The organism is Cellulosimicrobium marinum, from assembly GCF_020551945.1.
In the GTDB taxonomy this organism is placed as follows: domain Bacteria; phylum Actinomycetota; class Actinomycetes; order Actinomycetales; family Cellulomonadaceae; genus Cellulosimicrobium; species Cellulosimicrobium marinum.
On sequence record NZ_JAJBZH010000001.1, the window covers coordinates 628867 to 652920 of the forward strand.

At 74.2% G+C, this 24054-nt stretch carries 27 protein-coding genes; 13 read left to right on the forward strand and 14 right to left on the reverse strand.

Annotated features, from left to right (window positions below):
* Positions 1–17: 17 nt before the first annotated feature.
* Positions 18–1400 carry a dihydrolipoyl dehydrogenase gene (gene lpdA / locus LGQ04_RS02830; RefSeq protein ID WP_229242020.1) on the reverse strand — a complete coding sequence of 461 codons (1383 nt, stop codon included), beginning with the start codon at positions 1398–1400 and terminating at the stop codon, positions 18–20.
* A gap of 234 nt (positions 1401–1634) precedes the next feature.
* On the opposite strand from lpdA, the gene LGQ04_RS02835 reads away from it, so the two are divergent.
* On the forward strand, positions 1635–1973 hold the full coding sequence (locus LGQ04_RS02835) for an oxidoreductase (protein WP_229242022.1): 339 nt from the start codon (positions 1635–1637) through the stop codon (positions 1971–1973).
* 32 nt (positions 1974–2005) lie between these two features.
* On the opposite strand, the gene LGQ04_RS02840 is transcribed toward LGQ04_RS02835, so the two are convergent.
* Positions 2006–3511 carry a leucyl aminopeptidase gene (locus tag LGQ04_RS02840; protein WP_229242024.1) on the reverse strand — a complete coding sequence of 502 codons (1506 nt, stop codon included), beginning with the start codon at positions 3509–3511 and terminating at the stop codon, positions 2006–2008.
* A gap of 80 nt (positions 3512–3591) precedes the next feature.
* Here LGQ04_RS02840 and LGQ04_RS02845 point away from each other — a divergent pair, with 80 nt between their 5' ends.
* The 4 genes from LGQ04_RS02845 to LGQ04_RS02860 are packed head-to-tail and all read left to right on the forward strand — an operon-like array spanning position 3592 to position 5739.
* Entirely contained in the window at positions 3592–3948 is a 357-nt protein-coding gene (locus LGQ04_RS02845) for a hypothetical protein (RefSeq protein ID WP_229242026.1), read from the forward strand.
* Positions 3949–3962: 14 nt separating this feature from the next.
* On the forward strand, positions 3963–4418 hold the full coding sequence (locus LGQ04_RS02850; protein ID WP_229242028.1) for a hypothetical protein: 456 nt from the start codon (positions 3963–3965) through the stop codon (positions 4416–4418).
* Positions 4415–5533, forward strand: a complete 1119-nt coding sequence (locus tag LGQ04_RS02855; RefSeq protein WP_229242029.1) for a quinone-dependent dihydroorotate dehydrogenase — start codon at positions 4415–4417, stop codon at positions 5531–5533. Before LGQ04_RS02850 ends, LGQ04_RS02855 begins: the two co-directional genes overlap by 4 nt.
* Entirely contained in the window at positions 5530–5739 is a 210-nt protein-coding gene (locus tag LGQ04_RS02860) for a hypothetical protein (protein WP_229242031.1), read from the forward strand. Before LGQ04_RS02855 ends, LGQ04_RS02860 begins: the two co-directional genes overlap by 4 nt.
* Before the next feature lie 15 nt (positions 5740–5754).
* On the opposite strand, the gene yczR is transcribed toward LGQ04_RS02860, so the two are convergent.
* Positions 5755–7230: a MocR-like transcription factor YczR gene (gene yczR / locus LGQ04_RS02865; RefSeq protein WP_229242033.1), complete on the reverse strand. Its 1476-nt coding sequence runs from the start codon at positions 7228–7230 to the stop codon at positions 5755–5757.
* Between the two features lie 63 nt (positions 7231–7293).
* On the opposite strand from yczR, the gene yczE reads away from it, so the two are divergent.
* The gene (gene yczE, locus LGQ04_RS02870) at positions 7294–7953 is read left to right on the forward strand and encodes a membrane protein YczE (RefSeq protein WP_229242035.1); all 660 of its coding nucleotides are present in this window, start codon (positions 7294–7296) and stop codon (positions 7951–7953) included.
* 62 nt (positions 7954–8015) lie between these two features.
* On the opposite strand, the gene LGQ04_RS02875 is transcribed toward yczE, so the two are convergent.
* Positions 8016–9029 (reverse strand): aldo/keto reductase family protein, encoded by a 1014-nt coding sequence (locus LGQ04_RS02875; protein WP_229242036.1) that lies wholly within the window; start codon positions 9027–9029, stop codon positions 8016–8018.
* 68 nt (positions 9030–9097) lie between these two features.
* Entirely contained in the window at positions 9098–9709 is a 612-nt protein-coding gene (locus LGQ04_RS02880; protein ID WP_229242038.1) for a DUF3043 domain-containing protein, read from the reverse strand.
* 63 nt (positions 9710–9772) lie between these two features.
* Between LGQ04_RS02880 and LGQ04_RS02885 the strand changes: the two genes are divergently transcribed.
* Entirely contained in the window at positions 9773–11158 is a 1386-nt protein-coding gene (locus LGQ04_RS02885) for a dipeptidase (RefSeq protein WP_372469907.1), read from the forward strand.
* 81 nt (positions 11159–11239) lie between these two features.
* On the opposite strand, the gene LGQ04_RS02890 is transcribed toward LGQ04_RS02885, so the two are convergent.
* The gene (locus LGQ04_RS02890; RefSeq protein ID WP_229242040.1) at positions 11240–12073 is read right to left on the reverse strand and encodes a DUF8817 family protein; all 834 of its coding nucleotides are present in this window, start codon (positions 12071–12073) and stop codon (positions 11240–11242) included.
* A 97-nt stretch (positions 12074–12170) separates the two neighbouring features.
* Positions 12171–12704 (reverse strand): acyl-CoA thioesterase, encoded by a 534-nt coding sequence (locus LGQ04_RS02895; RefSeq protein WP_229242042.1) that lies wholly within the window; start codon positions 12702–12704, stop codon positions 12171–12173.
* 124 nt (positions 12705–12828) lie between these two features.
* Here LGQ04_RS02895 and LGQ04_RS02900 point away from each other — a divergent pair, with 124 nt between their 5' ends.
* Positions 12829–13194 carry a DUF3817 domain-containing protein gene (locus LGQ04_RS02900; protein ID WP_229242044.1) on the forward strand — a complete coding sequence of 122 codons (366 nt, stop codon included), beginning with the start codon at positions 12829–12831 and terminating at the stop codon, positions 13192–13194.
* On the opposite strand, the gene LGQ04_RS02905 is transcribed toward LGQ04_RS02900, so the two are convergent.
* Both LGQ04_RS02905 and nadA read right to left on the reverse strand, forming a co-directional pair.
* Positions 13191–13790 carry a DJ-1/PfpI family protein gene (locus LGQ04_RS02905; protein ID WP_229242045.1) on the reverse strand — a complete coding sequence of 200 codons (600 nt, stop codon included), beginning with the start codon at positions 13788–13790 and terminating at the stop codon, positions 13191–13193. The genes LGQ04_RS02900 and LGQ04_RS02905 overlap by 4 nt on opposite strands.
* Before the next feature lie 21 nt (positions 13791–13811).
* A complete protein-coding gene (nadA, locus tag LGQ04_RS02910) occupies positions 13812–15029 on the reverse strand; it encodes a quinolinate synthase NadA (protein WP_267494116.1) in 1218 nt (405 codons plus the stop codon).
* Between the two features lie 129 nt (positions 15030–15158).
* Between nadA and LGQ04_RS02915 the strand changes: the two genes are divergently transcribed.
* Both LGQ04_RS02915 and erpA read left to right on the forward strand, forming a co-directional pair.
* Positions 15159–16394 carry a glycerate kinase gene (locus LGQ04_RS02915; RefSeq protein WP_229242046.1) on the forward strand — a complete coding sequence of 412 codons (1236 nt, stop codon included), beginning with the start codon at positions 15159–15161 and terminating at the stop codon, positions 16392–16394.
* Positions 16395–16635: 241 nt separating this feature from the next.
* Positions 16636–16986 (forward strand): iron-sulfur cluster insertion protein ErpA, encoded by a 351-nt coding sequence (erpA, locus tag LGQ04_RS02920; protein ID WP_229242048.1) that lies wholly within the window; start codon positions 16636–16638, stop codon positions 16984–16986.
* A gap of 82 nt (positions 16987–17068) precedes the next feature.
* Here the strand turns inward: erpA and LGQ04_RS02925 are convergent, their stop codons facing one another.
* Positions 17069–17338 (reverse strand): sulfurtransferase TusA family protein, encoded by a 270-nt coding sequence (locus LGQ04_RS02925; RefSeq protein WP_229242050.1) that lies wholly within the window; start codon positions 17336–17338, stop codon positions 17069–17071.
* Positions 17335–18480, reverse strand: coding sequence for a cysteine desulfurase family protein (locus tag LGQ04_RS02930; RefSeq protein ID WP_229242051.1), 1146 nt, complete (start codon positions 18478–18480; stop codon positions 17335–17337). Before LGQ04_RS02930 ends, LGQ04_RS02925 begins: the two co-directional genes overlap by 4 nt.
* A 379-nt stretch (positions 18481–18859) precedes the next feature.
* Between LGQ04_RS02930 and ctaC the strand changes: the two genes are divergently transcribed.
* From ctaC to LGQ04_RS02945, 3 genes are read left to right on the forward strand one after another with little or no spacing between them, the layout of a single operon-like run.
* Complete coding sequence (gene ctaC, locus LGQ04_RS02935) at positions 18860–19783, forward strand: aa3-type cytochrome oxidase subunit II (RefSeq protein ID WP_229242053.1); 924 nt, start codon at positions 18860–18862, stop codon at positions 19781–19783.
* Positions 19783–21603: an aa3-type cytochrome oxidase subunit I gene (gene ctaD / locus LGQ04_RS02940; RefSeq protein ID WP_229242055.1), complete on the forward strand. Its 1821-nt coding sequence runs from the start codon at positions 19783–19785 to the stop codon at positions 21601–21603. Before ctaC ends, ctaD begins: the two co-directional genes overlap by 1 nt.
* Positions 21600–21998, forward strand: coding sequence for a cytochrome c oxidase subunit 4 (locus tag LGQ04_RS02945; protein WP_229242056.1), 399 nt, complete (start codon positions 21600–21602; stop codon positions 21996–21998). The genes ctaD and LGQ04_RS02945 overlap by 4 nt, the downstream gene beginning before the upstream one ends.
* A gap of 101 nt (positions 21999–22099) precedes the next feature.
* On the opposite strand, the gene LGQ04_RS02950 is transcribed toward LGQ04_RS02945, so the two are convergent.
* From LGQ04_RS02950 to LGQ04_RS02960, 3 genes are all read right to left on the reverse strand, one after another.
* A complete protein-coding gene (locus LGQ04_RS02950) occupies positions 22100–22345 on the reverse strand; it encodes a hypothetical protein (protein WP_229242057.1) in 246 nt (81 codons plus the stop codon).
* A 282-nt stretch (positions 22346–22627) separates the two neighbouring features.
* On the reverse strand, positions 22628–23254 hold the full coding sequence (locus LGQ04_RS02955) for a superoxide dismutase (protein ID WP_229242059.1): 627 nt from the start codon (positions 23252–23254) through the stop codon (positions 22628–22630).
* 123 nt (positions 23255–23377) lie between these two features.
* Positions 23378–23998 carry a helix-turn-helix transcriptional regulator gene (locus LGQ04_RS02960; protein ID WP_229242061.1) on the reverse strand — a complete coding sequence of 207 codons (621 nt, stop codon included), beginning with the start codon at positions 23996–23998 and terminating at the stop codon, positions 23378–23380.
* Between the last annotated feature and the right edge of the window lie 56 nt (positions 23999–24054).

Below are 24054 nucleotides of genomic sequence, written 5' to 3' on the forward strand. Positions count from 1 at the left end.
TCCTTCGATCGTTGGGGTCAGTTGTGGGCGTGCAGAGGCTTGCCGGCCAGGGCCAGGTGCGCCTCTCCGAGTGCCTCGTTCTGGGTGGGGTGGGCGTGGACGAGGGCGGCGACGTCTTCCGGGTACGCCTCCCAGCCCACGATGAGCTGGCCCTCGCCGACGAGCTCGCCGACGCGCGCACCGATCATGTGCACGCCGACGACGGGACCGTCCGTGCGGCGCACGAGCTTGACGAACCCGCTCGTGCCGAGGATCTTGCTCTTGCCGTTGCCCGCGAGGTTGTACTCGAGGGACTCCACGGCGTCGGCGCCGAACGTCTCGCGGGCCGCGGCCTCGGTGAGCCCGACGGACGCGACCTCCGGCTCGCAGTACGTGACGCGGGGGATCGACGACTCGACGATCGGCGTCGGGTCGAGGCCCGCGATCTGCTCCGCGAGGATGATGCCCTGGGCGAAGCCGCGGTGCGCGAGCTGCAGGCCGGGGACGATGTCGCCGGCGGCCCAGACGTTGCCGACGCCGGTGTGCAGGCGCTCGTCGACGACCACGAAGCCGCGGTCGAGGCGGACGCCCTGCTCCTCGAACCCGAGTCCCGCCGTGCGGGGGCCGCGGCCGACCGCGACGAGCAGCAGGTCGGCGTCGAAGGTCTTCCCGGACTCGAGCGTCACGGTGACGCCGGAGTCGGTCTCCTTGACGCCCGCGAAACGGTCCCCGAGGGAGAACGCGATGCCGCGCTTGCGGAACGCGCGCTCGAGCGCCTTTGACAGCGCCGCGTCCTCGTTCGGCACGAGGTGGGGGAGGGCCTCGACGATCTGGACGTCGGCGCCGAACGAGCGCCACACGCTCGCGAACTCGACCCCGATGACGCCGCCGCCGAGCACCACGACGGACGACGGCACGCGGTCGAGCCGCAGCGCCTGGTCCGACGTGATGACGCGCCCGCCGATCTCGAGGCCGGGGAGGGTGCGGGAGGACGAGCCGGTGGCGAGCACGACGTGGCGGCCGGTCCAGCGCGTCCCGTCGACCTCGACGGTGTCCGGCGCCACGAGGCGGCCGTGGCCCTCGACGTACGTGATGCCGCGCGACGCGACGAGGCCTTGCAGGCCCTTGTACAGGCCGGCGACCACGCCGTCCTTGTACCGGTTCACGGCCGGCATGTCGACGCCGTCGAACGTGCTGCGGACCCCGAAGCGCTCGCCCTCGCGGGCGCCGTCGGCCAGCTCCGCCGCGTGCAGCAGGGCCTTGGTGGGGATGCACCCGTCGTGCAGGCACGTGCCGCCGAGCTTGCCGGACTCGATCAGGGCGACCGAGAGGCCGAACTGGGCGGACCGCAGCGCGGTCGCGTAGCCGGCGCTGCCTCCGCCCAGGACGACGACGTCGAATGGTGTGCCGGGATCGGCCACGGACGACTCCTTCGCGAGGGGAGAGCGGTGCGGACGCCCACCGCGCGCCGCCGGCCGGGACGGGGCGCCGGACCGCGACGGGTGGACGTTCTCCTGTGACATCTTGGCACCTCGCGCACCCCCTCCCCAATCGAAACGGGCGTCGACCCCTGTGACGATGGAGACAGGCGCGCGGTGGGCGTGGCTGGCAGCCGTACCCGGGACGGCCTCAGCGGCGGGTTGTACCCTGCCGATGTGTCCCGCCTCTCACGACTGTTCTCCCGCCGCGGCCCGTCCGCCGCGGGCGGCTCCGGCGCGACGACCTCGGACGGCCGCCGCGTGACGCTCGAGCACCTGCAGGAGTTCGTCCGCACGCGCGTCGGCGTCGAGGCGTACGTGGAGCCGCCCACGCAGGACACCGGCTCCACCCTGCTGCTCATCGCGACGACGGGGGAGTGGACGCGCCGCCGCGTCCCCGACGAGCGCACGGCGTTCGACGTCGCGGGCTCGCTCGGCGTGCCCGTGTACAACGTGCGGTTCACGGGCTACCCGCAGCGCATGCGGGACTGGAACTCCGCGCAGCGGCGCCGCTGAGCGACGCCGCCGCGCGGACGGGGACCGGGGCGTCAGCGCCCGGCGCGGCCCTCCAGCAGGCTCACGAGGGTGCGGACGGCGACGCCCGTGCCGCCCACGGGCGTGTACCCGTGCGCGGCGCCGTCGTTGAACGCCGGGCCCGCGATGTCGAGGTGCGCCCACGGCGTCGAGCCGACGAACTCCTGGAGGAACAGGCCCGCGACGAGCATGCCGCCGAACCGGTCGCCGATGTTCGCGAGGTCCGCGACCTTCGACTTCAGGGACGCGCCCAGCTCCTCGGGCAGGGGCATGGGCCAGAACTGCTCGCCCGCGCCCTCCGCCGCCGCCACGACCTCCGCGCGCACGTCGTCCGAGCCCATGACGGCCGAGACCCGGTTGCCGAGCGCGACCATCTGCGCGCCGGTGAGGGTCGCGACGTCGAGCACGGCGTCGGGCTTCTCCTCGACCGCGGCGACGAGGCCGTCCGCCATGACGAGGCGACCCTCGGCGTCGGTGTTGAGCACCTCGACCGTGGTGCCGCCACGGATCGTGATGACGTCCGAGGGTCGCTGCGCCGTCCCCGACGGCATGTTCTCGGCGAGGCAGAGCCAGCCCGTCACGGCGACGGGCAGCCCGAGCCGCGCGGCCGCCACGACGGCGCCGAGCACGGCCGCCGCCCCCGCCATGTCGGACTTCATGGCCTCCATGCCCTTGGCGGGCTTGATGGAGATGCCGCCCGAGTCGAACGTGATGCCCTTGCCGACGAGCGCCACCTTCCCGGCCGGGCGCGACGGCGCGTAGGCGACCTTGACGAGGCGCGGCCCCCGGGCGGAACCCTGGCCCACCCCGACGAGACCGCCGTACCCGCCCGCGACGAGCGCCTTGTCGTCCAGCACGGTGACCTTGAGGCCCTTCGCGCCGGACTCCTTGACGGCCTGCTTCGCGAGGTCCGCGAACGCCGCCGGGTAGAGGTCGTTCGGCGCGGCGTTCACCAGGTCGCGCGCGGAGTTCACGGCGTCCGCGACGACCCGGGCGCGCTCGACCGCCGCCTTCGTCGCCGCGCTGCGCGCGCCGGGGGCGAGCACCTCGATCGTCGCGGGCGGCTGGGCAGCCCGCGACGTCGCGGCGTCGCCCGAGCGGTAGCGCACGAACGCGTACGCGCCGAGCAGGGCGCCCTCCGCCACCGCACCGACCTCCGCGTCGTCGGCCACGGGCAGCGCGACCGCGACGGACGACGTCCCGGCGAGGGCGCGGACCGCGGCACCCGCGGCACGCCGCAGCGCCTCGGCGCTGAAGGTCCCGTCCCCGCGGCGGGCGCCCAGCCCGACGAGCACGAGGACGCCGGCGGCGACGTCGGGGCCTGCGGGGAGCTTGCGGACCTCGTCGGCGGCGCCCGAGATGCCGAGCGACGGCGCGAGGTCCTCGAGGCCGGCGACGACCGCGCGGGGCAGGTCGCCCCCGACGATCGCGACGCCGTCCGACGTCGTGTGGGTGCCGACGACGAGTGCGTCGACCTTGGCACCGGCGGGATTCTTGCTGGAGACGGTCAGTTCAGCCACACCGGCGATGCTAACCCGGGAGACCGACGGCGGCCGGGCCGATTCCCGGCGGACCCGCGGGCGCCGGTACGCTCGGCGGCGTGGTCCTTCCCCTCGTGCTCGTCGTCGTCGCGGCGTGCGTGGCGCTCGCGGGCTGGGCGACGGTGTTCGTCGTGCGCGACCGCGCGGTGGTCCTGCGCCAGCTCTGGGGCGGTGCCGTCGTCGAGGGGCTGATGCTCCTGCAGTGTCTCGTCCTCGCGGTCCTCGGCGTGACCGGGACGGCACCGACCGATCCCGTGCTGCTGTGGGGCTACCTCGTGACCGCCCTGTTCGTGCTCCCCGTGGCCGCGCTGTGGGCGTTCGCGGAGCGGACCCGCTGGAGCTCGGTGGTGCTCGCCGTCGCGGCGCTGACCGTCGCGTTCCTGCAGTGGCGCGTCTGGCAGATCTGGAACTCGTGAGCCCGGAGGGCAGGATGAGCGCACCCGCGCGCGCACCGCGCGCGACCGGCACCGGCTTCGGCCGGGTGCTGGTCGTCGTCTACGGCGTCTTCGCCGTCGCCGCGACGGCGCGCGCCGGCGTGCAGCTCCTGCGCGACTGGCACGAGGCGCCCCTCGCGTACGGGCTGTCGGCGTTCGCCGCCGTCGTCTACGTCGTCGCGACGGTCGCCCTCGCGCGCGGCGGCCCGGTCGCGCGCCGCGTCGCGTGGTCCGCGGTGGGCGTCGAGCTCGTCGGTGTCCTCGCCGTCGGGACCCTCTCGCTCGTGGACCCCGCCGCCTTCCCGGAGGCGACCGTGTGGTCCGGCTTCGGCCAGGGCTACGGGTACGTCCCCCTCGTCCTGCCGTTCGTCGGTCTCTGGTGGCTGTGGCGCACGCGCACGCCGGACCCCGACCGCCCCACCGACCCCGACACCCCGGAGGACGCCGCATGAGCCGCCGCCCGGTCCTGTACTCGCTGCTCTTCGACACGGTCTTCGCCCGGATGGACCCGGAGCGTGCCCACGAGGTCGCGTTCACGATGATCGCGGCGGCCGGGCGCGTCCCGGTGCTGCGCGACGTCGTGCAGGGCGCCGTCGCCCCGTACCTCGGGCGGGGGGCCGGGGGCCGGGGGAGCGTCGAGGTGCTCGGGCGGGTCTTCCCGGCGCCGTTCGGCCTCGCGGGCGGGTTCGACAAGAACGCGCGCGCGGTCCGCGGGCTGACGATGCTCGGCTTCGCGTTCGTCGAGGTCGGGACCGTGACCGCGCACGCCCAGCCCGGCAACGAGCGCCCGCGCCTGTGGCGCGAGCTGGACGTGCGCGGCGTGCGCAACCGCATGGGCTTCAACAACGAGGGTGCCGCGGCGGCCGCCGAGCGGCTGCGGGACCTGCGCGCGACGCCGGCCGGGCGGGCCGTCGTCGTCGGCGCGAACATCGGCAAGACGAAGGTGACGCCGGCGGACGAGGCCCCCGGCGACTACGCGACGAGCGCGGGACTCCTCGCGCCGTGGGCGGACTACCTCGTGGTCAACGTCTCCTCGCCCAACACGCCCGGCCTGCGCGACCTGCAGGAGGTCGAGTCGCTGCGCCCCATCCTCGTCGCCGTCCGCGACGCGGCAGACGCGGCCACGACCGCGGCGGGGGCGGACCGCGTGCCGCTGCTCGTGAAGATCGCGCCCGACCTCGCCGACGAGGACGTCGACGCGGTCGCCGACCTCGTCGACGAGCTCGACCTGGACGGCGTCGTCGCCGTGAACACGACGATCGGGCACGACCGCGGACCCGGCGGGCTGTCCGGACCGCCCGTGCGGGCCCGCGGGCTCGCCGTGGTCGCCCGGCTGCGCGAGCGCCTTGGCCCCCGCCGCGCGATCATCGGGGTGGGCGGCGTGACCACCGCGCACGACGCGCGCGACTACCTGCACGCGGGCGCCGACCTCGTCCAGGGGTACACCGGGTTCCTCTACCAGGGTCCGCTCTGGGCGGCGCGCATCAACCGGTCGCTCGTGCGGCACCCGGAGCCCGGGACGCGGGTCCGCGGCGCGGGCACGCACGCGGGGCAGGAGGGCGCATGATCCGGCCGCAGTGGGTGTGGCAGCTCGACGACGCCGAGGGGCGTCCCCGGACCTCCCCCGTCAGCCCGGTGTTCACCACGCAGTTCGACGCCGAGCAGTGGCTCGGGGAGACGTGGCGGTCGCTCGCGGCGGACGGGGTCGCCGTCGCGCGCCTGGTGCACGACGGCGTCCAGGTGACCCCTCCCGTGGAGCTGCGGGCACGCTGAGGGCCCGCCGCGCGGTCAGCGGCGCACGTGCTCCCAGGCGGACGCGAGCGCGGGCACGGCCCGCGCGAGCTCGTCCGCGGGTCGCGAGAACGTCATCCGGACACGGTCGGCGGAGCTGCCGTCCGGCGTGAAGGTCGGCCCGGCGTTCACGAGCACCCCGCGGCCCGCCGCCGTGGCGGCGAACGCCTGCGCGACGGGCGCCCCGAGGTCCGCCCACAGCGACAGGCCCCCGGCAGGCACCGGGACCGTCCACGACGGCAGGGCCTCGGCGAGCAGGGAGCAGAGCAGGTCGCGCTGTGCGCGGAGCATCGCACGCCGCTCGGCGAGCACGGCGTGCCGGTCCTCGAGGAGCTCGACGACGGCGAACTGCTCCAGCACCGCCGTCGCGATGTCCGCGGACTGACGGGTCCGGGCGAGCCGCGCCACGAGGTCGGGGTGGGCGCGCACCCAGCCCACGCGCAGCCCGCCCCAGAACGACTTCGACGCCGACCCGACGGTCACGACGTACGGCGACGTCCCGTCCCCGGCGAGGGGCGGGACGGCGCCGTCGTCCTCGCTTGGACCGAGGTCGAGCGCGAGGTCGGTCAGGGTCTCGTCGCCGACGACGGTGACGCGCTGACGTGCCGCGACGTCGCGCACCTCGGCGCGCTCGTGCGCCGTGAGGGTGTACCCGGTGGGGTTGTGGAAGTCGGGGACGAGGTAGACCAGGCGGGGGCCCGTCTCGCGCAGCGTGGACGCGAGGAGCGCGAGGTCGAGACCGGGCCGGGTGGGGTCGGAGCCGTCGCCCACGGGCAGCGGCACGAGGCGCGCCCCCGCGCGTCGGACGGCGTCCATCGCGTGGTAGTACGTCGGGGACTGGACGACGGCGCGGTCCCCGGGGCCGAGCAGCGTCGCGGCGATCGTCGTGATGGCGTGCTGGCCCCCCGTGGTCACGAGGATCTCGTCGGGCGTCGTGGGCGTCCCGCGGGCGGTGTAGCGCGCGGCGATCGCCTCACGCAGCACGGCGAGGCCGTACGGCTCGTACCCCCCGTCGCCGAGGTGCGCGGGCAGGCGCTCCAGCGCGCGGGTGTACGCCCCGTGCAGCCCGGACGGGGCGGCGGACGTGGCCTGCGAGAGGTCGGCGAGCGCGGGGACCGCGGCCGGGCGCGGACCGGGGACCGGCGGCGCGTCCCCGCCGGACGGGCGGCCCGTGGTGCGCGCACCCCCGCGCGGCAGCACGACGACCGTCCCGGAGCCGGTGCGCGACCGCGCGAAGCCGAGCTCGCGCAGCCGCCCGTACGCCGCCGCCGTCGTGGTGCGCGACACCCCGAGCGCCCCGGCCAGGTCGCGCTCGGACGGCAGGCGGGTGTGCGGGGCGAGCGTCCCGGCGAGGACGGCGGCGCGCAGCGCGTCGGCGAGCGCGACGTAGGCGGGCCCGCCCGCGTGCCAGCGCCCGAGCAGCCGCGTCGCCGCCGCGGGGGACAGGTGCCGGTGGACGTCGGGCAGCAGCATGCAGGCCACTCTGGCGTGATTGGCCATGGAAGTCCAGGCCAATGCCGATCGAGGATGGGGGCCATGTCCCCGACCCGGCGCACCGCCCAACTCTTCCTCGGCCTCCTCGCCTACGCGCTGTCCATGGCGCTCCTCCTGCACGCCGGCCAGGGCGGCATGCCCTGGGACGTGCTGCACCAGGGCGTCGTGCGCCGCACCGGACTGCCCTACGGCGTCGTCGTCGCGAGCCTCAGCGCCGTCGCCCTCGCCGCGTGGGTGCCGCTGCGCCAGCGGCCCGGCTGGGGCACGCTCGCGAACGTCGTCGTCATCGGCGTCACCATCGACCCCGCGCTCGCGCTCGTCGAGCACCTGGTCCCGACGCCGGCCCCGGCCGTCGCCGTGGCGATGGCGCTCGCGGGCGTGCTGCTCAACGGCCTCGCGACGTCGGCCTACCTCGGGGTCCGCCTCGGACCCGGCCCGCGCGACGGTCTCATGACGGGGCTCGTGGCCCGCACCGGCCGCCCGGTCCGGCTCGTGCGGACCGTCATCGAGGTCGTCGTCGTCTCGCTCGGCTGGGCGCTCGGCGGGACGCTCGGCTGGGCGACGGTCGTGTACGCGCTCGGGGTCGGGCCCGTCGTCCAGGCGACGGCGCGCTGGTTCGCACCGCGCCCGGTGCGCGTCGGGGGCGCGTCGACGACGGCCGGTGAGGCGCCGGGCCGGCGGATGGTGACACCCGCAGGATGAGCGGGTCCCGGTCACCCTCGGGGCGGCGCGGGGAAGTCCGCGCGCCGCCCCGAGGGCCGGCGTCAGGAGGGGCGCTTGCTCGGCGCACCCTCCGCGGTCTTGCCGGGGTCACGCTCGACGGCGCCGCCGAGGATCTCGTCGATGCGGGACATGAGCTGGGCGGGGATGGTCACGCCGGACGCCTTGACGTTCTCCGCGACCTGCTCGGGCCGCGACGCGCCGACGAGCGCGGCGGCGACGTTGTCGTTCTGGAGGACCCACGCGATCGCGAGCTGGGCCGTCGAGAGGTCGAGCTCGTCCGCGACCGGCTTGAGCTGCTGCACGCGGGAGAGCACGTCGTCGGTCATGAACCGCTGGATCATGCGCGCGCCGCCCTTGTCGTCCGTGGCGCGCGAGCCCGCGGGCAGCGGCTGCCCGGGGACGTACTTGCCGGACAGCACGCCCTGCGCCATGGGCGACCAGACGATCTGCGACACGCCGAGCTCCTGCGACGTCGGCACGACCTCGTCCTCGATGACGCGCCACAGCATCGAGTACTGCGGCTGGGACGAGATGAGCTGGAAGCCCAGGTCCCTCGCGAGGGCGTGGCCGGCGCGGATCTGGTCCGCGGTCCACTCGGAGACACCGATGTACAGCGCCTTGCCCTGGCGCACGATGTCGGCGAACGCCTGCATCGTCTCCTCGAGCGGCGTCTCGGTGTCGTACCGGTGCGCCTGGTACAGGTCGACGTAGTCGGTGCCGAGGCGTGTCAGCGAGGCGTTGATCGACTCCATGACGTGCTTGCGGGACAGGCCGGAGTCGTTGGGGCCGGCGGGGCCGGTCGGCCAGTACACCTTGGTGAAGATCTCGAGGGACTCGCGGCGCTGCCCCTTGAGGGCGTCGCCGAGGACCTGCTCGGCCTTCGTGTTCGCGTAGACGTCCGCGGTGTCGAAGGACGTGATGCCGGCGTCGAGGGCGGCGTGGACGCACGCCGTCGCGACGTCGTTCTCCACCTGGGAGCCGTGGGTGAGCCAGTTGCCGTAGGTGATCTCGGAGATCTTGAGACCACTGTTGCCGAGGTAGCGGTAATGGGGCATGACCCCAACCTAGCGCGCGCGACGGTTGCCCGAGGAACCGGACGGCGAGGCGTCCGGTGTCGCGAGGGTCACTCCGGGTAGACGCCGTGCTTCTTGTGCGTCGGCTTCGGCAGGCGCGCGCGGCGCAGCTGGAACGCGCGCATCACGGCGTACATCACGGTGCCCTTGGGGACCTCGCCGAACTTCGCGCGGATCCGCTTGCGCAGGCCGCGCCACATGAGCACGGCGTCGACGATCGTCAGCAGCACGATCGCGTAGAGCGTCATCACGGTCGCGAACGCCAGCCCGGCGTTGTTCGCCGTGAAGAGCGACAGCACGATGAACACCAGTGCCACCGGGAGGAAGAACTCCCCGAGGTTCCACCGGGCGTCCACGTGGTCGCGCACGTACCGCTTCACGGGGCCCTTGTCGCGCGGCGGCAGGTAGCGCTCGTCGCCGGTCTGCATCGCCCGGTACTGCCGGTCCCGCAGCTCGCGCTGCTTCTCCCGCGCCGCCTTCGCCGCCGCACGCCGGTCGCCCGGCACGAGCGGACGCTTGTTCGCCGCCTCCGACACCTTGCGCTTCGGGGTCGGGCGGCCCTTGCCGGCGGCCACGGGCTCGCCGGACCGGTCGATCTCCGTCGTGGCGTCGACGGGGTCGGGGGTGGGCGAGGTCGCGCCGGGCTTGCTGCGGGAGAACACGGGTCCAGGGTAGTCGAGCGCGCGAGCGGTCCCCACCACGCACCGTGGCGTAGCGTGCTCGTCGTGACGAACTCACCCGACATCTCCCCGCTCGCGACCACGCTCCGCGAGACCGTCGCCGCCCAGTTCCCGGCCCTGCGCGCCGACCTCGAGGACCTCGTCCGCATCCCCAGCGTCTCGAACACGGCGTTCGACGCCGCGCACGTCGCGGCGAGCGCGGACGCCGTGGCCGCGCTCCTGCGCGACGCCGGGCTCCCCGAGGTGCAGGTCCTGCGCGCGTCGGCCGACGGGCGCGAGGGAGCGCCCGCCGTCGTCGCGCGCCGGCCCGCGCCCGACGGCGCACCGACGGTCCTCCTCTACGCCCACCACGACGTGCAGCCCCCGGGCGACGCTGCGACCTGGGAGACCGACCCGTTCGTCCCGACCGAGCGCGACGGGCGCCTGTACGGGCGCGGCGCCGCGGACGACAAGGCCGGGATCGTCGCGCACCTCGGCGCGCTGCGCGCCCTCGCCGCGCTCGGGGACCTGCCGGTCGGCGTGACCGTGTTCGTCGAGGGCGAGGAGGAGATCGGCTCGCCCACGTTCCTCCCGTTCCTCACCGAGCACCGCGACCTGCTCGCCGCCGATGTCATCGTCGTCGCCGACTCGCAGAACTGGAAGGTCGGCGTCCCCGCGCTCACCACGTCGCTGCGCGGCCTGGTCGACTGCGAGGTCGAGGTGGCCGTGCTCGACCACGCCGTGCACTCGGGCATGTACGGCGGGCCGGTGCTCGACGCCGTCACGCTCCTCGCGCGCCTGATCGCCACGCTGCACGACGACGTGGGCGACGTCGCCGTCGACGGCCTCGTCGTGGGGGACGAGCCGAGCGTGGACTACGCCGAGGCGGACTTCCGCGCGGACTCCTCGCTCCTGGACGGCACGCGGCTCGCGGGGCAGGGCAGCATCGTCGGGCGGCTGTGGACCAAGCCGGCGATCGCGGTCATCGGTCTCGACGCGCCGAGCGTCGCGCACGCGTCGAACACGATCACGCCGCGCGCGACCGCGAAGATCTCCGTGCGCCTCGCGCCGGGCCAGGACCCCGCGGAGGCCATGGCGGCGCTGCGCGCGCACCTGGAGTCGCGCGCCCCGTTCGGGGCGCACGTCACGGTCCGCGACGGCGAGCAGGGCAAGCCGTTCCTCGCCCCCGGCGACTCCACGGCCATGCAGGCCGCCCGCTGGGCGTTCGCGACCTCGTGGGGCACCGACCCGGTGGACATCGGCGTCGGTGGGTCCATCCCGTTCATCGCCGACCTGCTCGACGTCTTCCCCGACGCGGCCATCCTCGTGACGGGCGTGGAGGACCCGGACTCGCGTGCGCACGGCGCGAACGAGTCCGTCCACCTCGGCGAGCTCGAGAAGGTCGTGCTCGCGGAGGCGTTGCTCCTCGCCCGCTTGGGCGCCGCCCTCTGACCCGCCTCCGCGTGAACCACGCGCGCACCGTCGGCGCTCCGCGTGTGTCCCGACGGTGAGCGTGACCGTCATCGGTCGAGCTCAGGGGAGCTGGGAGCGCAGCTCCGCCGCGTCGGCGAGCGTCGGACCGACGACGACGCGCGCCGCCGGGTCGAGCTTCGCCGACAGCACGTCGAGGTCGTCGAGCGCGGCGCGAGCGGCCGCGGGGTCGTCGGTGCGCAGCGCGAGCTCGGCGAGGTAGGCGATCGCGCGCACGCGGTCCTCGTCGCTCGCGTCCTCTCCGGAGCGGCGCAGCGCACCGGCGAGGATCCGGCGGGCCTGCACGGGGTCGCCGTGGGAGTCGGCCTGGACGACCGCGTCGTCGACCGCGCGCGCGACCTTGCCCGGAGGTCGCGCGGCGTAGACCTGTGCGGCCGAGTCGTCGCGCCCGGTCGCCGTCGCCTCGGCCGAGGTCCCGTCGACCGTCGTGCTGTCGACCGCGGTCCCGTCGACCGCCGCGGCGTCGACCGCGGACGGGCGACGCATGACCCGGACCCAGTTGCCCGCCGGGTCGACGACGCTGAACCCGCTCGCCCCGCCGGCGTTCGCGCGCCGTCGGGGGCGGGTGATCCGGGGGACACCGGTGAGCGGGAGGCGCCCGTAGCGCTCGCGCAGCCCGGCGGCGAACGTCGCGAACACGGCCGCGGTGTCGTCGACGAGCGCGATGCAGGTGCTGTACGAGTCCTCGGGCGCGACGCCGTCCATGCCGAAGTAGTGCAGGTCGAACCCGCCCCGCCGCAGGGAGACGTACGGGTTCGGACGCTGCTGGCGGTAGGTGACCTCGAGCCCGAGCGCGACCCAGAAGTCGCGCATCGCGTCGACGTCGGGGCAGGGCAGCGCGGGGATCATCGTCGCGTCGAAGGGGTCGGTTCCCATCCCCTCATCGAACCACCGGCGAACCGCCGGCGGTCCACCCGGGTGCCACCCGGGTGCCACCCGGGTTCCACCCGGGACCGGACACCCGGGCGTGACCTCAGACCGTGCGGTGCGCGACGTCGACGGCGCGCGCCCACGCCGCGACGTCGTGGGGGAGCTCGGGCGAGGTGACGTCACCGCCGAGGAGCCCGACGACGTCCGGCGCGGGGACGCGGTCGCCCGACCCGCGCGCGAGGAAGCGGCCTGCGACGAGGCCTCGGGCGCACAGGTCGCCCCGGCGCGCGAACACCTGCTCCAGGTAGACGACCCGCTCGTCCCAGCCGAGGACGCGGGTCGTGATCTCGAACCGGTCGCCGAGCTGCAGCGACCGCCGGTACTTCATCGTCGACGCGGCGACGACGGGGTACCAGCCCTTGTCCTTGAGAAGCCCGAAGCCGCCGACGTCGGCGATGAAGTTGCTGCGGGCGATGTCCATCATCTGCAGGTAGACGCCGTTGTTCACGTGCAGGTAGAAGTCGAGGTCCCCGGGGTGGACGCGCATCCGGGTGACGGACGGGTCGAGGACCCCGCGCCCGGGGACGGCCTTGCGGGGCATCGTGCTGGCGACGAGGAGCTGGATCTGTCGGGTCACCGTCGCAGACTACTGTCTCGCACCGGCGGTATCAGGTATCGCCCGTCGCGCGGGACGCGCCGCCGAGCGCGCGGCCCGTCCGACCTGGACGCCCGTCCCAGGAGCGTGTGCGAGGATGCGCGCCGTGACGACGACGAGCACCGCCCCTCGCCCCTCCGCCACCGCCGCCCGGCCCGACCTGGTCGTCCGCGCGTTCCGCGCCGTGGCGGTCGCCGAGGCGTTCTCCTGGGCCGGACTGCTCGTGGGGATGTACCTCAAGTGGGTCGCCGGGACCACCGAGCTCGGCGTCGAGATCTTCGGGCCGATCCACGGCGGGCTCGTGCTCGTCTACGTCGCGCTGGCCGTCCTCGTCGCCGTGCGCGTCCCCTGGTCGCTGTGGACGACGTTCCTCGCCCTCGCGGCGACCGTCCCGCCGTTCTGCACCGTGCTGTTCGACGTCTGGGCGCACCGCACGGGCCGCTACGGCGCGCACACGACGGCCGCCTCCTAGACGGGAGGGTCGGGGTCGTACTGGATCGCCCGGCGCACGGCGCGTGCGACGTCGTCGCTCTCCAGGCGGGCGACGAGGTGCAGGGCCATGTCGATCCCGGCCGACACGCCCGCCGACGTCACGACGTCGCCGTCGTCGACGAACCGCGCCTCGGTGTCGAGCACGACGCTCGGGTCGATCTCGGCCAGCTCGTCGTAGTGCGCCCAGTGCGTCGTCGCGGGTCGCCCGGCGAGCAGCCCGGCCGCGGCGAGGACGAGCGAGCCGGTGCAGACGCTCGCGACGACCGGTGTCCGCACCCGGACGGCGCGCAACCACTCCAGGTGGGCGCGGTCGGCGACGAGCCGCCGCGTGCCCCGGCCGCCGGGGTGGACGAGCAGGTGGAGCGGGCCGACGTCGTCCGCCGACCGGTCCGGGAGCAGCCGCAGCCCTTTCGCGAGGCGCACGCCCGCGCCGTCGGGCGAGAAGGTCGACACGTGCGGCTTGTGGGCCGAGTGCTCGGCCCACGCCGAGAACACCTCGAACGGTCCGGCGACGTCGAGCTCCTCCGCCTCGTCGAAGACGAGGACGCCGACGTTCATGCCGTTGCCGGTCCCCATGCGGTGCCTCCCGCTGCGCCCCTACAGCCCGGGGAGGGCGAGCATCTGGTCGAGCGCGACGCGCGCCCAGTGCGCGTCGTCGGCGTCCACGACGATCCGGTTGACCATGCGACCGGCGGCGAGCGACTCCATCGCCCACACGAGGTGCGGCAGGTCGATCCGGTTCATCGTCGAGCAGAAGCACACCGTCGAGTCGAGGTAGTGCACCTGCTTGTCCGCGTGCTCGCGCGCCACGCGGCGCACGAGGTTGAGCTCCGTGCCGATCGCCCAGGACGACCCCGGCTCGGCGGCCTCGAGCGTCTTGATGATGTACTCCGTCGACCCGACGTAGTCGGCCGCGGTGACCACCTCGTGCTTGCACTCGGGGTGCACGAGGACGTTGACGTCCGGCACGGCGGCCCGGACGTCGGAGACGTTCTTCGCGGAGAACCGCCCGTGCACCGAGCAGTGCCCGCGCCACAGGATCATGCGCGCGTCGCGCAGCTCGGCGTCCGTGAGGCCGCCGTTCGGCCTGCGCGGGTCGAACACGACGCAGTCGCCCGTCGACATCGCGAGCTTCAGCACGGCGGTGTTGCGCCCCAGGTGCTGGTCCGGGAGGAACAGCACCTTGCCGGTCCCCTCGACGCCGCCCACCTGGTCGAACGCCCACCGCAGCGCGACCTCGACGTTCGACGACGTGCACACCGTGCCGCCGTGCCGGCCCGTGAACGCCTTGATCGCGGCCGAGGAGTTCATGTAGGTCACGGGGATCGTCGAGTCGGCGATCCCGACCTCCTCGAGCACGTCCCAGGCGTCCTCGACCTGGTCGATCGCGGCCATGTCGGCCATCGAGCAGCCCGCCGCGAGGTCCGGCAGGACGACCTGCTGCGCGTCGGAGGTGAGGATGTCCGCGCTCTCGGCCATGAAGTGCACGCCGCAGAAGAGGATGAACTCCGCCTCGGGGCGGGCCGCGGCCTCGCGCGCGAGCTTGAACGAGTCGCCCGTGACGTCGGCGAAGTCGATGACCTCGTCGCGCTGGTAGTGGTGGCCGAGGACGAACGCGCGCTCGCCCAGCGCCGCGCGCGCGGCCCGCGCGCGCTCCACGAGGTCCGGGTCGCTCGGCGCGGGCAGGTCGCCCACGCACTCCACGCCCCGCTCGGACGCGAGGTCGCGACCCTGCCCCAGCAGCAGCAGGGCGGAGGGTGCGGGTTCGACGAACTCGGTACCGCCCGCGCGACGGCCCGCGTCGGGGCCGGTCAGCCCGGCGTCCAGCAAGGTGCTCCCAGTGCTCACGGGACCATCGTCGCACAGCAGGTCGCGCCGGACCCGAGCCGCTCGCGCCGCGCGCGCGGCACCCCCGACGGCTCCCGCGGCTGGCACAATCCCCGCATGCGCGTCCTCGTCACCGGAACGTCGGGCCCACCCGTGCCCGACGGCGCGTGGCCCGCCCCCGAACCGACCGACGCCCCGGGGGTCGGGTCGACCCCGCCCGCCGCGACGCCCGGACCCGGGCCGCAGGATGTCGCCCGCTGGTGGTCGGCGTCCGCCCGGGAGCGCAGCGGCACCGTCGAGCACCTCGGGCTCGCCGCGGCCGGCCTCGGCTTCCTCGACGCCCTCGCCGACGCCGCGCCGGAGCTCCTCGCGGGCGTCGTGCCCGGGCCGGGCGCGCGCGAGGTCCCCGTCGCCGTCCGCCGCGACCCCCGCACCGCGACCGTCTACGTCGACGCGTCCCAGGTCCCCGCTCTCGACCTGCCCCGCGGCGCACCAGGCGAGGGCGCTGTCGCCGGAGGAGGTCCACGGTCCTCCGCCGCGCTCGGGCACCTGCTCGTCCTCGCCGCGGACGCCGCACGCACCGCGGACGGGCGGCCGGGCCGCGTCGTCGTCGCGACCGGGGGAGCGCGGAGCCACGATGCCGGCACCGGGCTGCTGCACGCCCTGGCGAGCCACGCGCCGTCGGGCGGCACCGCGGCGTCGGGGGTCGGGCGGGTGACGCCGGACCTCCTGCGCGCGGCGCGCACGGCCCTGCGCGGGGTGCGCCCGGTCGCTGCGGTCGCGACCGACGCACCCCTCCTCGGACTCCACGGGGCGAGCGCGGCGCTCGCGGCGCGCGGCGTGGACGGGACGCTCGCGCAGCACCTGGAACGCGCGCTCGGCGCCGCCGCGCACGACGTCGCCGTCGCCGCCGACGCGCTCGACCGGGCGGGGGACACCCCCGTCGGCGGTCGGGACCTGCTCGCGGCGGCGGCGCCGCGCCGTCTGTCCGGAGCCCCGGGCACGGGCAGCGGGGGCGGCGCAGCGTTCGCACTCGCCGCGCTCGGTGGTCGCCTGGTCCCGGCGCTGCGCGTGGTCGCGGACGCCGTCGGTCTCGACGAGCGCCTCGCCGCCGCGGACCTCGTGGTCGTCGTCGCGGACGCGCTGGGTGCGCACGAGCTCGGCGAGGGCGCGGTCCGTGAGGTCGCGCGGCGCGCCGCGCCGCACGCGGTCCCGGTGGTGGTCGTCGCGCGGTCGGTCGTCTCCGGGCGGCGCGAGCAGGCCGCCGCCGGTCTCAGCGGCGCCTACGCGTGGGGGCAGGACGAGCCGCAGGACGTCGTCGAGCGCGTCGCCCGTACCTGGTCGCGCACCTGACGGCGGTTGCCGGCGGACCTCCACCGGGGCGGACCTCGCCCAGGGACGGTCCGCCGCCTGCTGTCGTCCCGGTCCGGTCCGACCGTGCTCGACGGGACGCCCTGCACGCGGCGTAGACTCGGGAACACCACCGGCACGTGTGGTGTTGAGGACCTGACGCGAGCTCCCGAGCGACGACCCGGGGGATCACGAAGCCGGCCACCACCGGGGCAGTCCCTGCCCCCGACAGCGCGGAGACGAGATGAGCGAGACCACCGACATTGCCACCCACGGCGTGAACCTGACCGACGGGGCCGCGGACAAGGTCCGCACCCTCCTCGAGCAGGAGGGTCGCGACGACCTCCGTCTGCGGGTGGCCGTGCAGCCCGGCGGCTGCTCCGGCCTGATCTACCAGCTCTACTTCGACGAGCGCCTGCTCGACGGCGACGCCCTGCGCGACTACGACGGCGTCGAGGTCGTGGTCGACAAGATGAGCGTGCCCTACCTCGAGGGCGCGACGATCGACTTCGCGGACACCATCGAGAAGCAGGGCTTCACCATCGACAACCCCAACGCGGGCAGCGCCTGCGCCTGCGGCGGCTCCTTCAGCTGACGTGCCCGACGAGTGCCCGGTCCCGCTGGGGGCCGGGCTCTCGCGCGTCCCGGGCACGGTCGACGGAGACCACGCCTGTCCCTCAGCCGTCCAGCTCGACCGTGACCGCCCAGGCGACCGGTCCCGCGGTGGGCAGCTCCCGCTCGTCGACCACCCGGTGACCGCGCATGCGGGCCCAGGCCGGCACGTCGAGCCGTGCGGCGGGGTCGGTCGACCAGACGGTGAGCCGCGTCCCGGCCTCGCGGTCCCGCGCCGCCGCGGCGAGGCGGATCACCGGGAGCGGGCAGCGCAGGCCCCGTGCGTCCACCACGTCGTCGAGGCGGGCGGGCGGGGGTGCGTCGTCGCTGGTCACAGGCCCTCCACCCCGAGCGTCGCGCGGACGCGGGCGACGGCGCCCGGGAGGACGTCGAGGAGACGGTCCACGTCCTCCTCGGTGGTCGAGCGGTCGAGCGCGAGACGCACGTTGCCGTGCGTGAGGACCCCCATCGCCGCGAGCACGTGCGACGGCTCGAGGGTGCTCGACGTGCACGCCGACCCCGACCCCACGGCGATCCCCTCGCGGTCCAGCTCGGTGACCAGCGCCTCCCCGTCGACGTAGAGGAACGAGAAGGTCACCACGTGCGGCAGCCGGTCGACCGGGTCGCCGACCACCTCGACGTCGGGCACTCGGGCGACGCGTTCACGCACGCGCTCCACGAGCGCCCGGCGCCGGGCGTCCTCGGCCGCGCGGTCGGCGAGCACGGCCTGCAGCCCCACGGCGGCGGAGAACGCCGCCGGTACGCCCACCCCGCCCGGCGCGAACGGGTCGGGGTCCTCGGGCCCGGGCCCGCGACGGCGCACGCGCGACCGCAGGGCCAGCACCCCGACGCCCGGCGCCGCGCCCCAGTCGCCCGGGTCCGCGGCGAGCACGTCCCACGCGTCCTGCACGGCGACGTGCCCGAGGCTCGCCCCCGCGTCCACGAGGAGCGGCACGCCCGCCGCGCGGCAGGCGTCGTGCACGACGGCGACGGGCTGGAGAGTGCCGACCTCGCCGTTCGCGTGCTGGAGCGCTGCGAGGGCCGTGCCGGGCGCGGCGACGGCGGCGGTCATCGCACCCGGGTCGACCCGCCCCGCGCGGTCCACGCCGACCACCTCGCGGTCGAGCCCGCCGTGCTCCGCGGCGTGCAGGAGCGCGGCGCGCTCGACGGCGCCGACGACGACGCGCGGGCCCGTGCGTCGCCGCCCGCCCGCCACGGCGGCCACCGCCGCGTGGAGCGAGGCGGAGTGCGACGGTGTGAACACGACCTCCTCGGTGCGGGCGCCCAGCGCATCGGCGACGGCCTCCCGCGCCCCGGCGAGGAGGGCGGCGGCCCGGCGTCCCTCGGCGTGGAGCCTTCGCGGGTCGGCCCACCCGTCGTCGAGCGCCTCCTCGAAGGCCCGGCGGGCGAGCGGGTGCCACGGCGCCCGCCCCCCGTTGTCGAGGCGGACGCGAGCCGCTCGGGTGGTGTGTGTCACAAGGTGCTCCCGCGGTGCGTTCCGGACGATGCGGTCGGCCCGGGCGGCGGCCGAGCCGGTGCCCGGGCGCCGTCGGGCGTGGCGACCCCCGCGGAAACGCTGTGCTCGCGCCGACGACGCGCGCCGGGTCCCGGGGGCACGATCACGGTACTCCGGTGGTCCGGGAGCCGGGCGAGCCGCAACGATCTGACAGACCCGGCCCGGGTGTGCCGAACCCGCGCTGACCGGCCCCGACGTGTGGTGAATCTCCGCCCGGACGGGCACGGTCCGGGCCACGAAGCGCAGAATCCCGCGCTAGGCTTCGTGTGTCGAGGACGAAGGTCTTGTGCTGGGCTCGTGGAGAACGGGACGGTGCAGGACGTGACGTGAAAGGCCCCCCTTGCACTCGCAACCCCCTAGCCGCACACGGCGCACCATCCTGCGGGCGACGGCTCTGGCCGTCGCCGTCGCCGCGGTGGCGTCCGGCTGCGCCACCGACACCGTCCAGCGCGGGTTCCTGCCCGGATACGAGGACGGGGAGGTGACCAACCAGACCGCTCGGATCACCTCGCTGTGGACCGGCTCGTGGATCGCCGCGCTCATCGTCGGCATCATCACGTGGGGCCTCATGCTGTGGTGCGTCGCGGCCTACCGCAAGCGCAAGGACGACCACGTCCTGCCGGTCCAGACGCGCTACCACCTGCCGCTCGAGATCATGTACACGGCCGTGCCGATCGTCATGGTGCTCGTCCTGTTCGTCTACACGGACCGCGACATGACCGCGATCCAGGACAAGGACGTCGAGTCCGACATGACCGTCCAGGTCATCGGCAAGCAGTGGAGCTGGGACTTCAACTACGTCGACGAGGACGTGTACGAGTCCGGTGTGCACCTCGCCGACGTCGGCGAGACGCTGACCGACGACGCCACGATCGACGGCGCGCCCGGTACCGGAGAGGCCCTGCCCACCCTCTACCTGCCGGTGGGGGAGAGCGTCCGGTTCGTGCTCGACTCGCGCGACGTCATCCACTCCTTCTGGATCCCCGCGTTCCTCTACAAGCAGGACATGATCCCGCACCGGACGAACGAGTTCGTCGTCACCCCGGAGCGCGAGGGCGTCTACGCCGGCAAGTGCGCCGAGCTCTGCGGCGAGCACCACTCCGGCATGCTCTTCAACGTCGAGGTCGTCGACCGCGCCGAGTTCGACGCGCAGATGGCCGAGCTCCGCGAGAAGGGCCAGGAGGGGCAGATCCCGGTGGAGGGCTTCAGCCGCCTCCAGGACCCGCCGAACACCGACGCTGCTACCACGGAGGGTGAGCACTGATGGTCGCGCAGGCCGAAGTCATCCCCGGTCTCGCCCCTCGGCGACAGACCCTCGGACGGACCGTCATCAAGTGGGTGACGTCCACCGACCACAAGACCATCGGGTACCTGTACCTGATCTCGTCGTTCATCTTCTTCTGCATCGGCGGCCTCATGGCCCTCGTGATCCGCGCGGAGCTCTTCGAGCCCGGGATCCAGCTCGTGCAGAGCAAGGAACAGTACAACCAGCTGTTCACGATGCACGGCACCATCATGCTGCTGCTGTTCGCGACCCCGTTGTTCGCCGGCTTCGCCAACGTCATCATGCCGCTGCAGATCGGTGCACCGGACGTCGCGTTCCCGCGCCTGAACATGTTCGCGTACTGGCTCTACCTCTTCGGCGGCCTCATCGCCTCGGCCGGCTTCTTCACGCCGCAGGGCGCGGCGTCGTTCGGGTGGTTCGCCTACGCGCCGCTGTCCAACACGACGTTCAGTCCGGGCCTCGGGGGAGACCTCTGGGTGTTCGGGCTCGCACTCGCCGGGTTCGGCACGATCCTCGGCGCCGTCAACTTCATCACGACGATCATCACCATGCGCGCGCCCGGCATGACGATGTTCCGGATGCCGATCTTCACGTGGAACACGCTGGTGACGAGCCTCCTCGTCCTCATGGCGTTCCCGCCGCTCGCCTCGGCGCTGTTCGCGCTGGGCGCGGACCGCCGCCTCGGCGCGCAGGTCTTCAACCCCGAGAACGGCGGCGCCATCCTCTGGCAGCACCTGTTCTGGTTCTTCGGCCACCCTGAGGTGTACATCATCGCGCTGCCGTTCTTCGGCATCGTCACCGAGATCCTGCCGGTGTTCAGCCGCAAGCCGATCTTCGGGTACAAGGGTCTCGTCTACGCGACGATCGCCATCGCCGCGCTGTCGGTGACGGTCTGGGCCCACCACATGTATGTCACGGGCGCCGTGCTCCTGCCGTTCTTCGCCTTCATGACGATGCTCATCGCGGTCCCGACCGGTGTGAAGTTCTTCAACTGGATCGGCACCATGTGGCGCGGCAAGCTCACGTTCGAGACGCCGATGCTCTGGTCCATCGGCTTCCTCGTGACGTTCCTCTTCGGTGGCCTGACCGGCATCATCCTGTCGAGCCCCGCCCTGGACTTCCACCTGTCGGACTCGTACTTCGTCGTCGCGCACTTCCACTACGTGGTGTTCGGGACCGTCGTGTTCGCGATGTTCGCCGGCTTCTACTTCTGGTGGCCGAAGTTCACGGGCCGCATGCTCAACGAGCGCCTCGGCAAGCTCCACTTCTGGCTGCTGTTCGTCGGGTTCCACACGACGTTCCTCATCCAGCACTGGCTCGGCGTCGAAGGCATGCCCCGCCGCTACGCCGACTACGCCCCCTCCGACGGGTTCACCTGGGAGAACCAGGTCTCGACGATCGGCGCGTTCATCCTCGCCGCCTCCACGCTGCCGTTCCTGTGGAACGTCTACACGACCTGGCGGAACGCCCCCAAGGTCGAGGTCGACGACCCGTGGGGCTACGGACGCTCGCTCGAGTGGGCCACGTCCTGCCCGCCGCCGCGGCACAACTTCACGTCGCTGCCCCGCATCCGGTCCGAGTCGCCCGCCTTCGACCTGCACCACCCCGAGGTCGCGGCGATGGACCACGCGGAGCCCAACCCGAACGTGCTGGAGAAGGTCTACGGCGAGGCCGACCGACGCGGCGAGAAGAGCGTCGCGCTCGACCGCCTCAGCGGTTCCGAGGACGGCAGCACGTCGAGCAGCACGACGATCATCGACGAGCCCGGCACGGGCGGCGAGAGCGAGGACCGGAAGTGAAGATCGAGTACAAGCTCTTCCTCTGGGGGACGCCCTTCTTCCTGGCCGCGGGCATCGTCTACGGCTTCATGAGCGAGTGGGAGCCCGTCGGCTCCGTCGCCATCCTGCTGACGGCCGGTCTCGTCGCCATGATCGGCGCGTACCTCATGCTCACGGCCAAGCGCATCGACGACCGGCCCGAGGACGACCCGGACGGCCTCATCGAGCAGGGCGCCGGCGACCAGGGCGTGTACGCGCCGTGGAGCTGGTGGCCGCTCGCCATCGCCGCCGCCGCGGCGATCACGTTCCTCGGTCTCGCCGTGGGCTGGTGGCTCGTCTACGTCGGGATCGCCGTCGGCGCCATCGCCCTCGTGGGCTGGGTCTTCGAGTTCTCCCGCGGGCAGCACGCGCACTGACCGTCTGACCGCGCCTCCGCACAGCACGAGGCCCCGGGCTCCCCTCGCGGGGTGCCCGGGGCCTCGTGCTGTACCCGTCTCCGGCGAGAGGAGCGCCGAGCTCAGGAGTCCGTGGTCGGGGTGCTCGTCGTCCGGCGGGCTGCCCGGACGGAGCCGACGACCCCGAGCGTCGTGACGAGCACCGCGCCCACGGCGAGGGCGAACGGGACGGCCAGGCTCCCACTGCGCTCCTGAGCGTCTGAGGCGTACCCCTCGATCACAGCGGCAGCTGCCGCCGCGACGAGGAGGAGACAGCCGAGGGAGATGAGCAGGGTCCACGGGCGGCCCGCGCCCGAACGGGTGGTCATGGGTGGCACCCTATCGGCGAGGTGCGACGAGAGACGACGACCGCCACGTCGGCTTGCTCGCGCTCATCAGTCGACAGGTCCGCACGCACCGCGAAGGGTCACCGACGATCGAGTGCTCGCAGCGGACGGAGGCGCCCGGCACTGGCGGGACGGGCAGCCGACAGGGGACTGCCGGACCAGAGCGACGTCGAACCCCGGGTCGTTCGGCACCTGAGTGCTCAGGTGCCGAGGAACCCGGGGTTCGGCGTGTGCGGGTGTGTCGTCGGGGGTCCGACGGCGGTGTCAGGCGGGGACGATGAGTCCGGCGGTCTGGGTGCGGGCGCGCTGGAGGCGGGCCTCGGCGTCGGTCCAGTTGACGAGGTTCCACCAGGCGGTGACGTAGTCGGCGCGCACGTTCTGGTAGTCGAGGTAGTAGGCGTGCTCCCACACGTCGAGCAGGACGATGGGGGTCAGGCCGAGGGCGATGTTGCCCTGCTGGTCGTAGAGCTGGACGGTGACGAGCTTCTGCCCGATGGAGTCCCAGGCGAGGATGGCCCAGCCGGAGCCCTGGACGCCGGCGGCGACGGCGGCGAACTGCTTCTTGAAGGCGTCGAAGGAGCCGAAGTGCTCGTCGATGGCGGCGCCGATCTCGCCGGTGGGCTCGCCGCCGCCCTCGGGGGAGAGGTTGGTCCAGAAGGCGGAGTGGTTGACGTGGCCGCCGAGGTTGAACGCGAGGTTCTTCTCGTGGAGGTTGATGGCGGCGAAGTCGCCGCTCTCGCGGGCCTCGGCGAGCTTGTCGAGGGCGGTGTTGGCGCCGGTGACGTAGGCCTGGTGGTGCTTGGAGTGGTGCAGCTCCATGATCCGCCCGGAGATGTGCGGCTCGAGCGCACCGTAGTCGTAGGACAGCTCGGGCAGCGTGTAGACAGGCATGGTTCCTCGGGTTCCTTCCGTCGGTGTGCTCGCCACGCTAGGACCTCGACCACGGTTGAGGTCAAGCGCGACGCGGTGTGATCTTGCAGGTCGGGACCCAGCGGGGCCTGACGGACCGCGGTGTCACCGGTCGGTGGTGCGGATCCAGCCGCGGTGCGCGGCGCGCACCCCCGCGGCGAAGCGGCTCGTCGCCCCGAGCCGTGCCATGAGCCGGGCGGCGACGCGTCGCACGGTGCGCGGGGACACGCCCAGGCGGGCGGCGACGGCGGCGTCGGTCTTGCCGTCGGCGAGCATGCGCAGGAGCAGGTCCTCGTCGGGGCGCAGCGAGTCCGCGGCGGGGCGCGCGCCGTCCCACACGGACTCGGCGAGGAGGCGCAGGGCGCGGACGGAGTGCCGGTCGGTCACGGCGCGGGTCCGGCCGTGACCGGCGACGAGGACGACGGTGTCGTCGACGACGACGAGCGAGAGGGGCAGGGCGGGCGCGGCGCGCAGGTCGACCGGGGGGCCGTGGACGACGGCGGGGCACGGGGCGCCGTCGTCCTCGTGCCGCTCCGGCACGACGACGCGCACGACGACGCCGGGCCGGGTGTGCTCGCGGACGCGGACCCACAGGGGGAGGGGCGCGGTCGGGTCCCCGCGGTCGAGCACGAGCACGTCGCGGGAGCGGCGCAGCGCGGCGACCCGCGCCGAGGTGCGGCCGCCCAGCTCGACGTGCTGCTCGTCGTCCCTCTCGGCAGGGTCCACGTCCGGCGACTGTACCGGTGCGGAGGACAAATGTCCGCTTCCGGACATGCCGAGTT

Excerpts from the sequence above, each read along its gene's own strand:
- LGQ04_RS02850 (WP_229242028.1), top strand. The coding sequence starts at position 3,963 with ATGAGCGCACCCGCGCGCGCACCGCGCGCGACCGGCACCGGCTTCGGC.
- LGQ04_RS02855 (WP_229242029.1), top strand. The coding sequence starts at position 4,415 with ATGAGCCGCCGCCCGGTCCTGTACTCGCTGCTCTTCGACACGGTCTTC.
- LGQ04_RS02860 (WP_229242031.1), top strand. The coding sequence starts at position 5,530 with ATGATCCGGCCGCAGTGGGTGTGGCAGCTCGACGACGCCGAGGGGCGT.
- yczR (WP_229242033.1), bottom strand. The coding sequence starts at position 7,230 with ATGCTGCTGCCCGACGTCCACCGGCACCTGTCCCCCGCGGCGGCGACG.
- yczE (WP_229242035.1), top strand. The coding sequence starts at position 7,294 with ATGTCCCCGACCCGGCGCACCGCCCAACTCTTCCTCGGCCTCCTCGCC.
- LGQ04_RS02875 (WP_229242036.1), bottom strand. The coding sequence starts at position 9,029 with ATGCCCCATTACCGCTACCTCGGCAACAGTGGTCTCAAGATCTCCGAG.
- LGQ04_RS02890 (WP_229242040.1), bottom strand. The coding sequence starts at position 12,073 with ATGGGAACCGACCCCTTCGACGCGACGATGATCCCCGCGCTGCCCTGC.
- LGQ04_RS02905 (WP_229242045.1), bottom strand. The coding sequence starts at position 13,790 with ATGGGGACCGGCAACGGCATGAACGTCGGCGTCCTCGTCTTCGACGAG.
- LGQ04_RS02915 (WP_229242046.1), top strand. The coding sequence starts at position 15,159 with ATGCGCGTCCTCGTCACCGGAACGTCGGGCCCACCCGTGCCCGACGGC.
- erpA (WP_229242048.1), top strand. The coding sequence starts at position 16,636 with ATGAGCGAGACCACCGACATTGCCACCCACGGCGTGAACCTGACCGAC.
- ctaD (WP_229242055.1), top strand. The coding sequence starts at position 19,783 with ATGGTCGCGCAGGCCGAAGTCATCCCCGGTCTCGCCCCTCGGCGACAG.
- LGQ04_RS02950 (WP_229242057.1), bottom strand. The coding sequence starts at position 22,345 with ATGACCACCCGTTCGGGCGCGGGCCGCCCGTGGACCCTGCTCATCTCC.
- LGQ04_RS02955 (WP_229242059.1), bottom strand. The coding sequence starts at position 23,254 with ATGCCTGTCTACACGCTGCCCGAGCTGTCCTACGACTACGGTGCGCTC.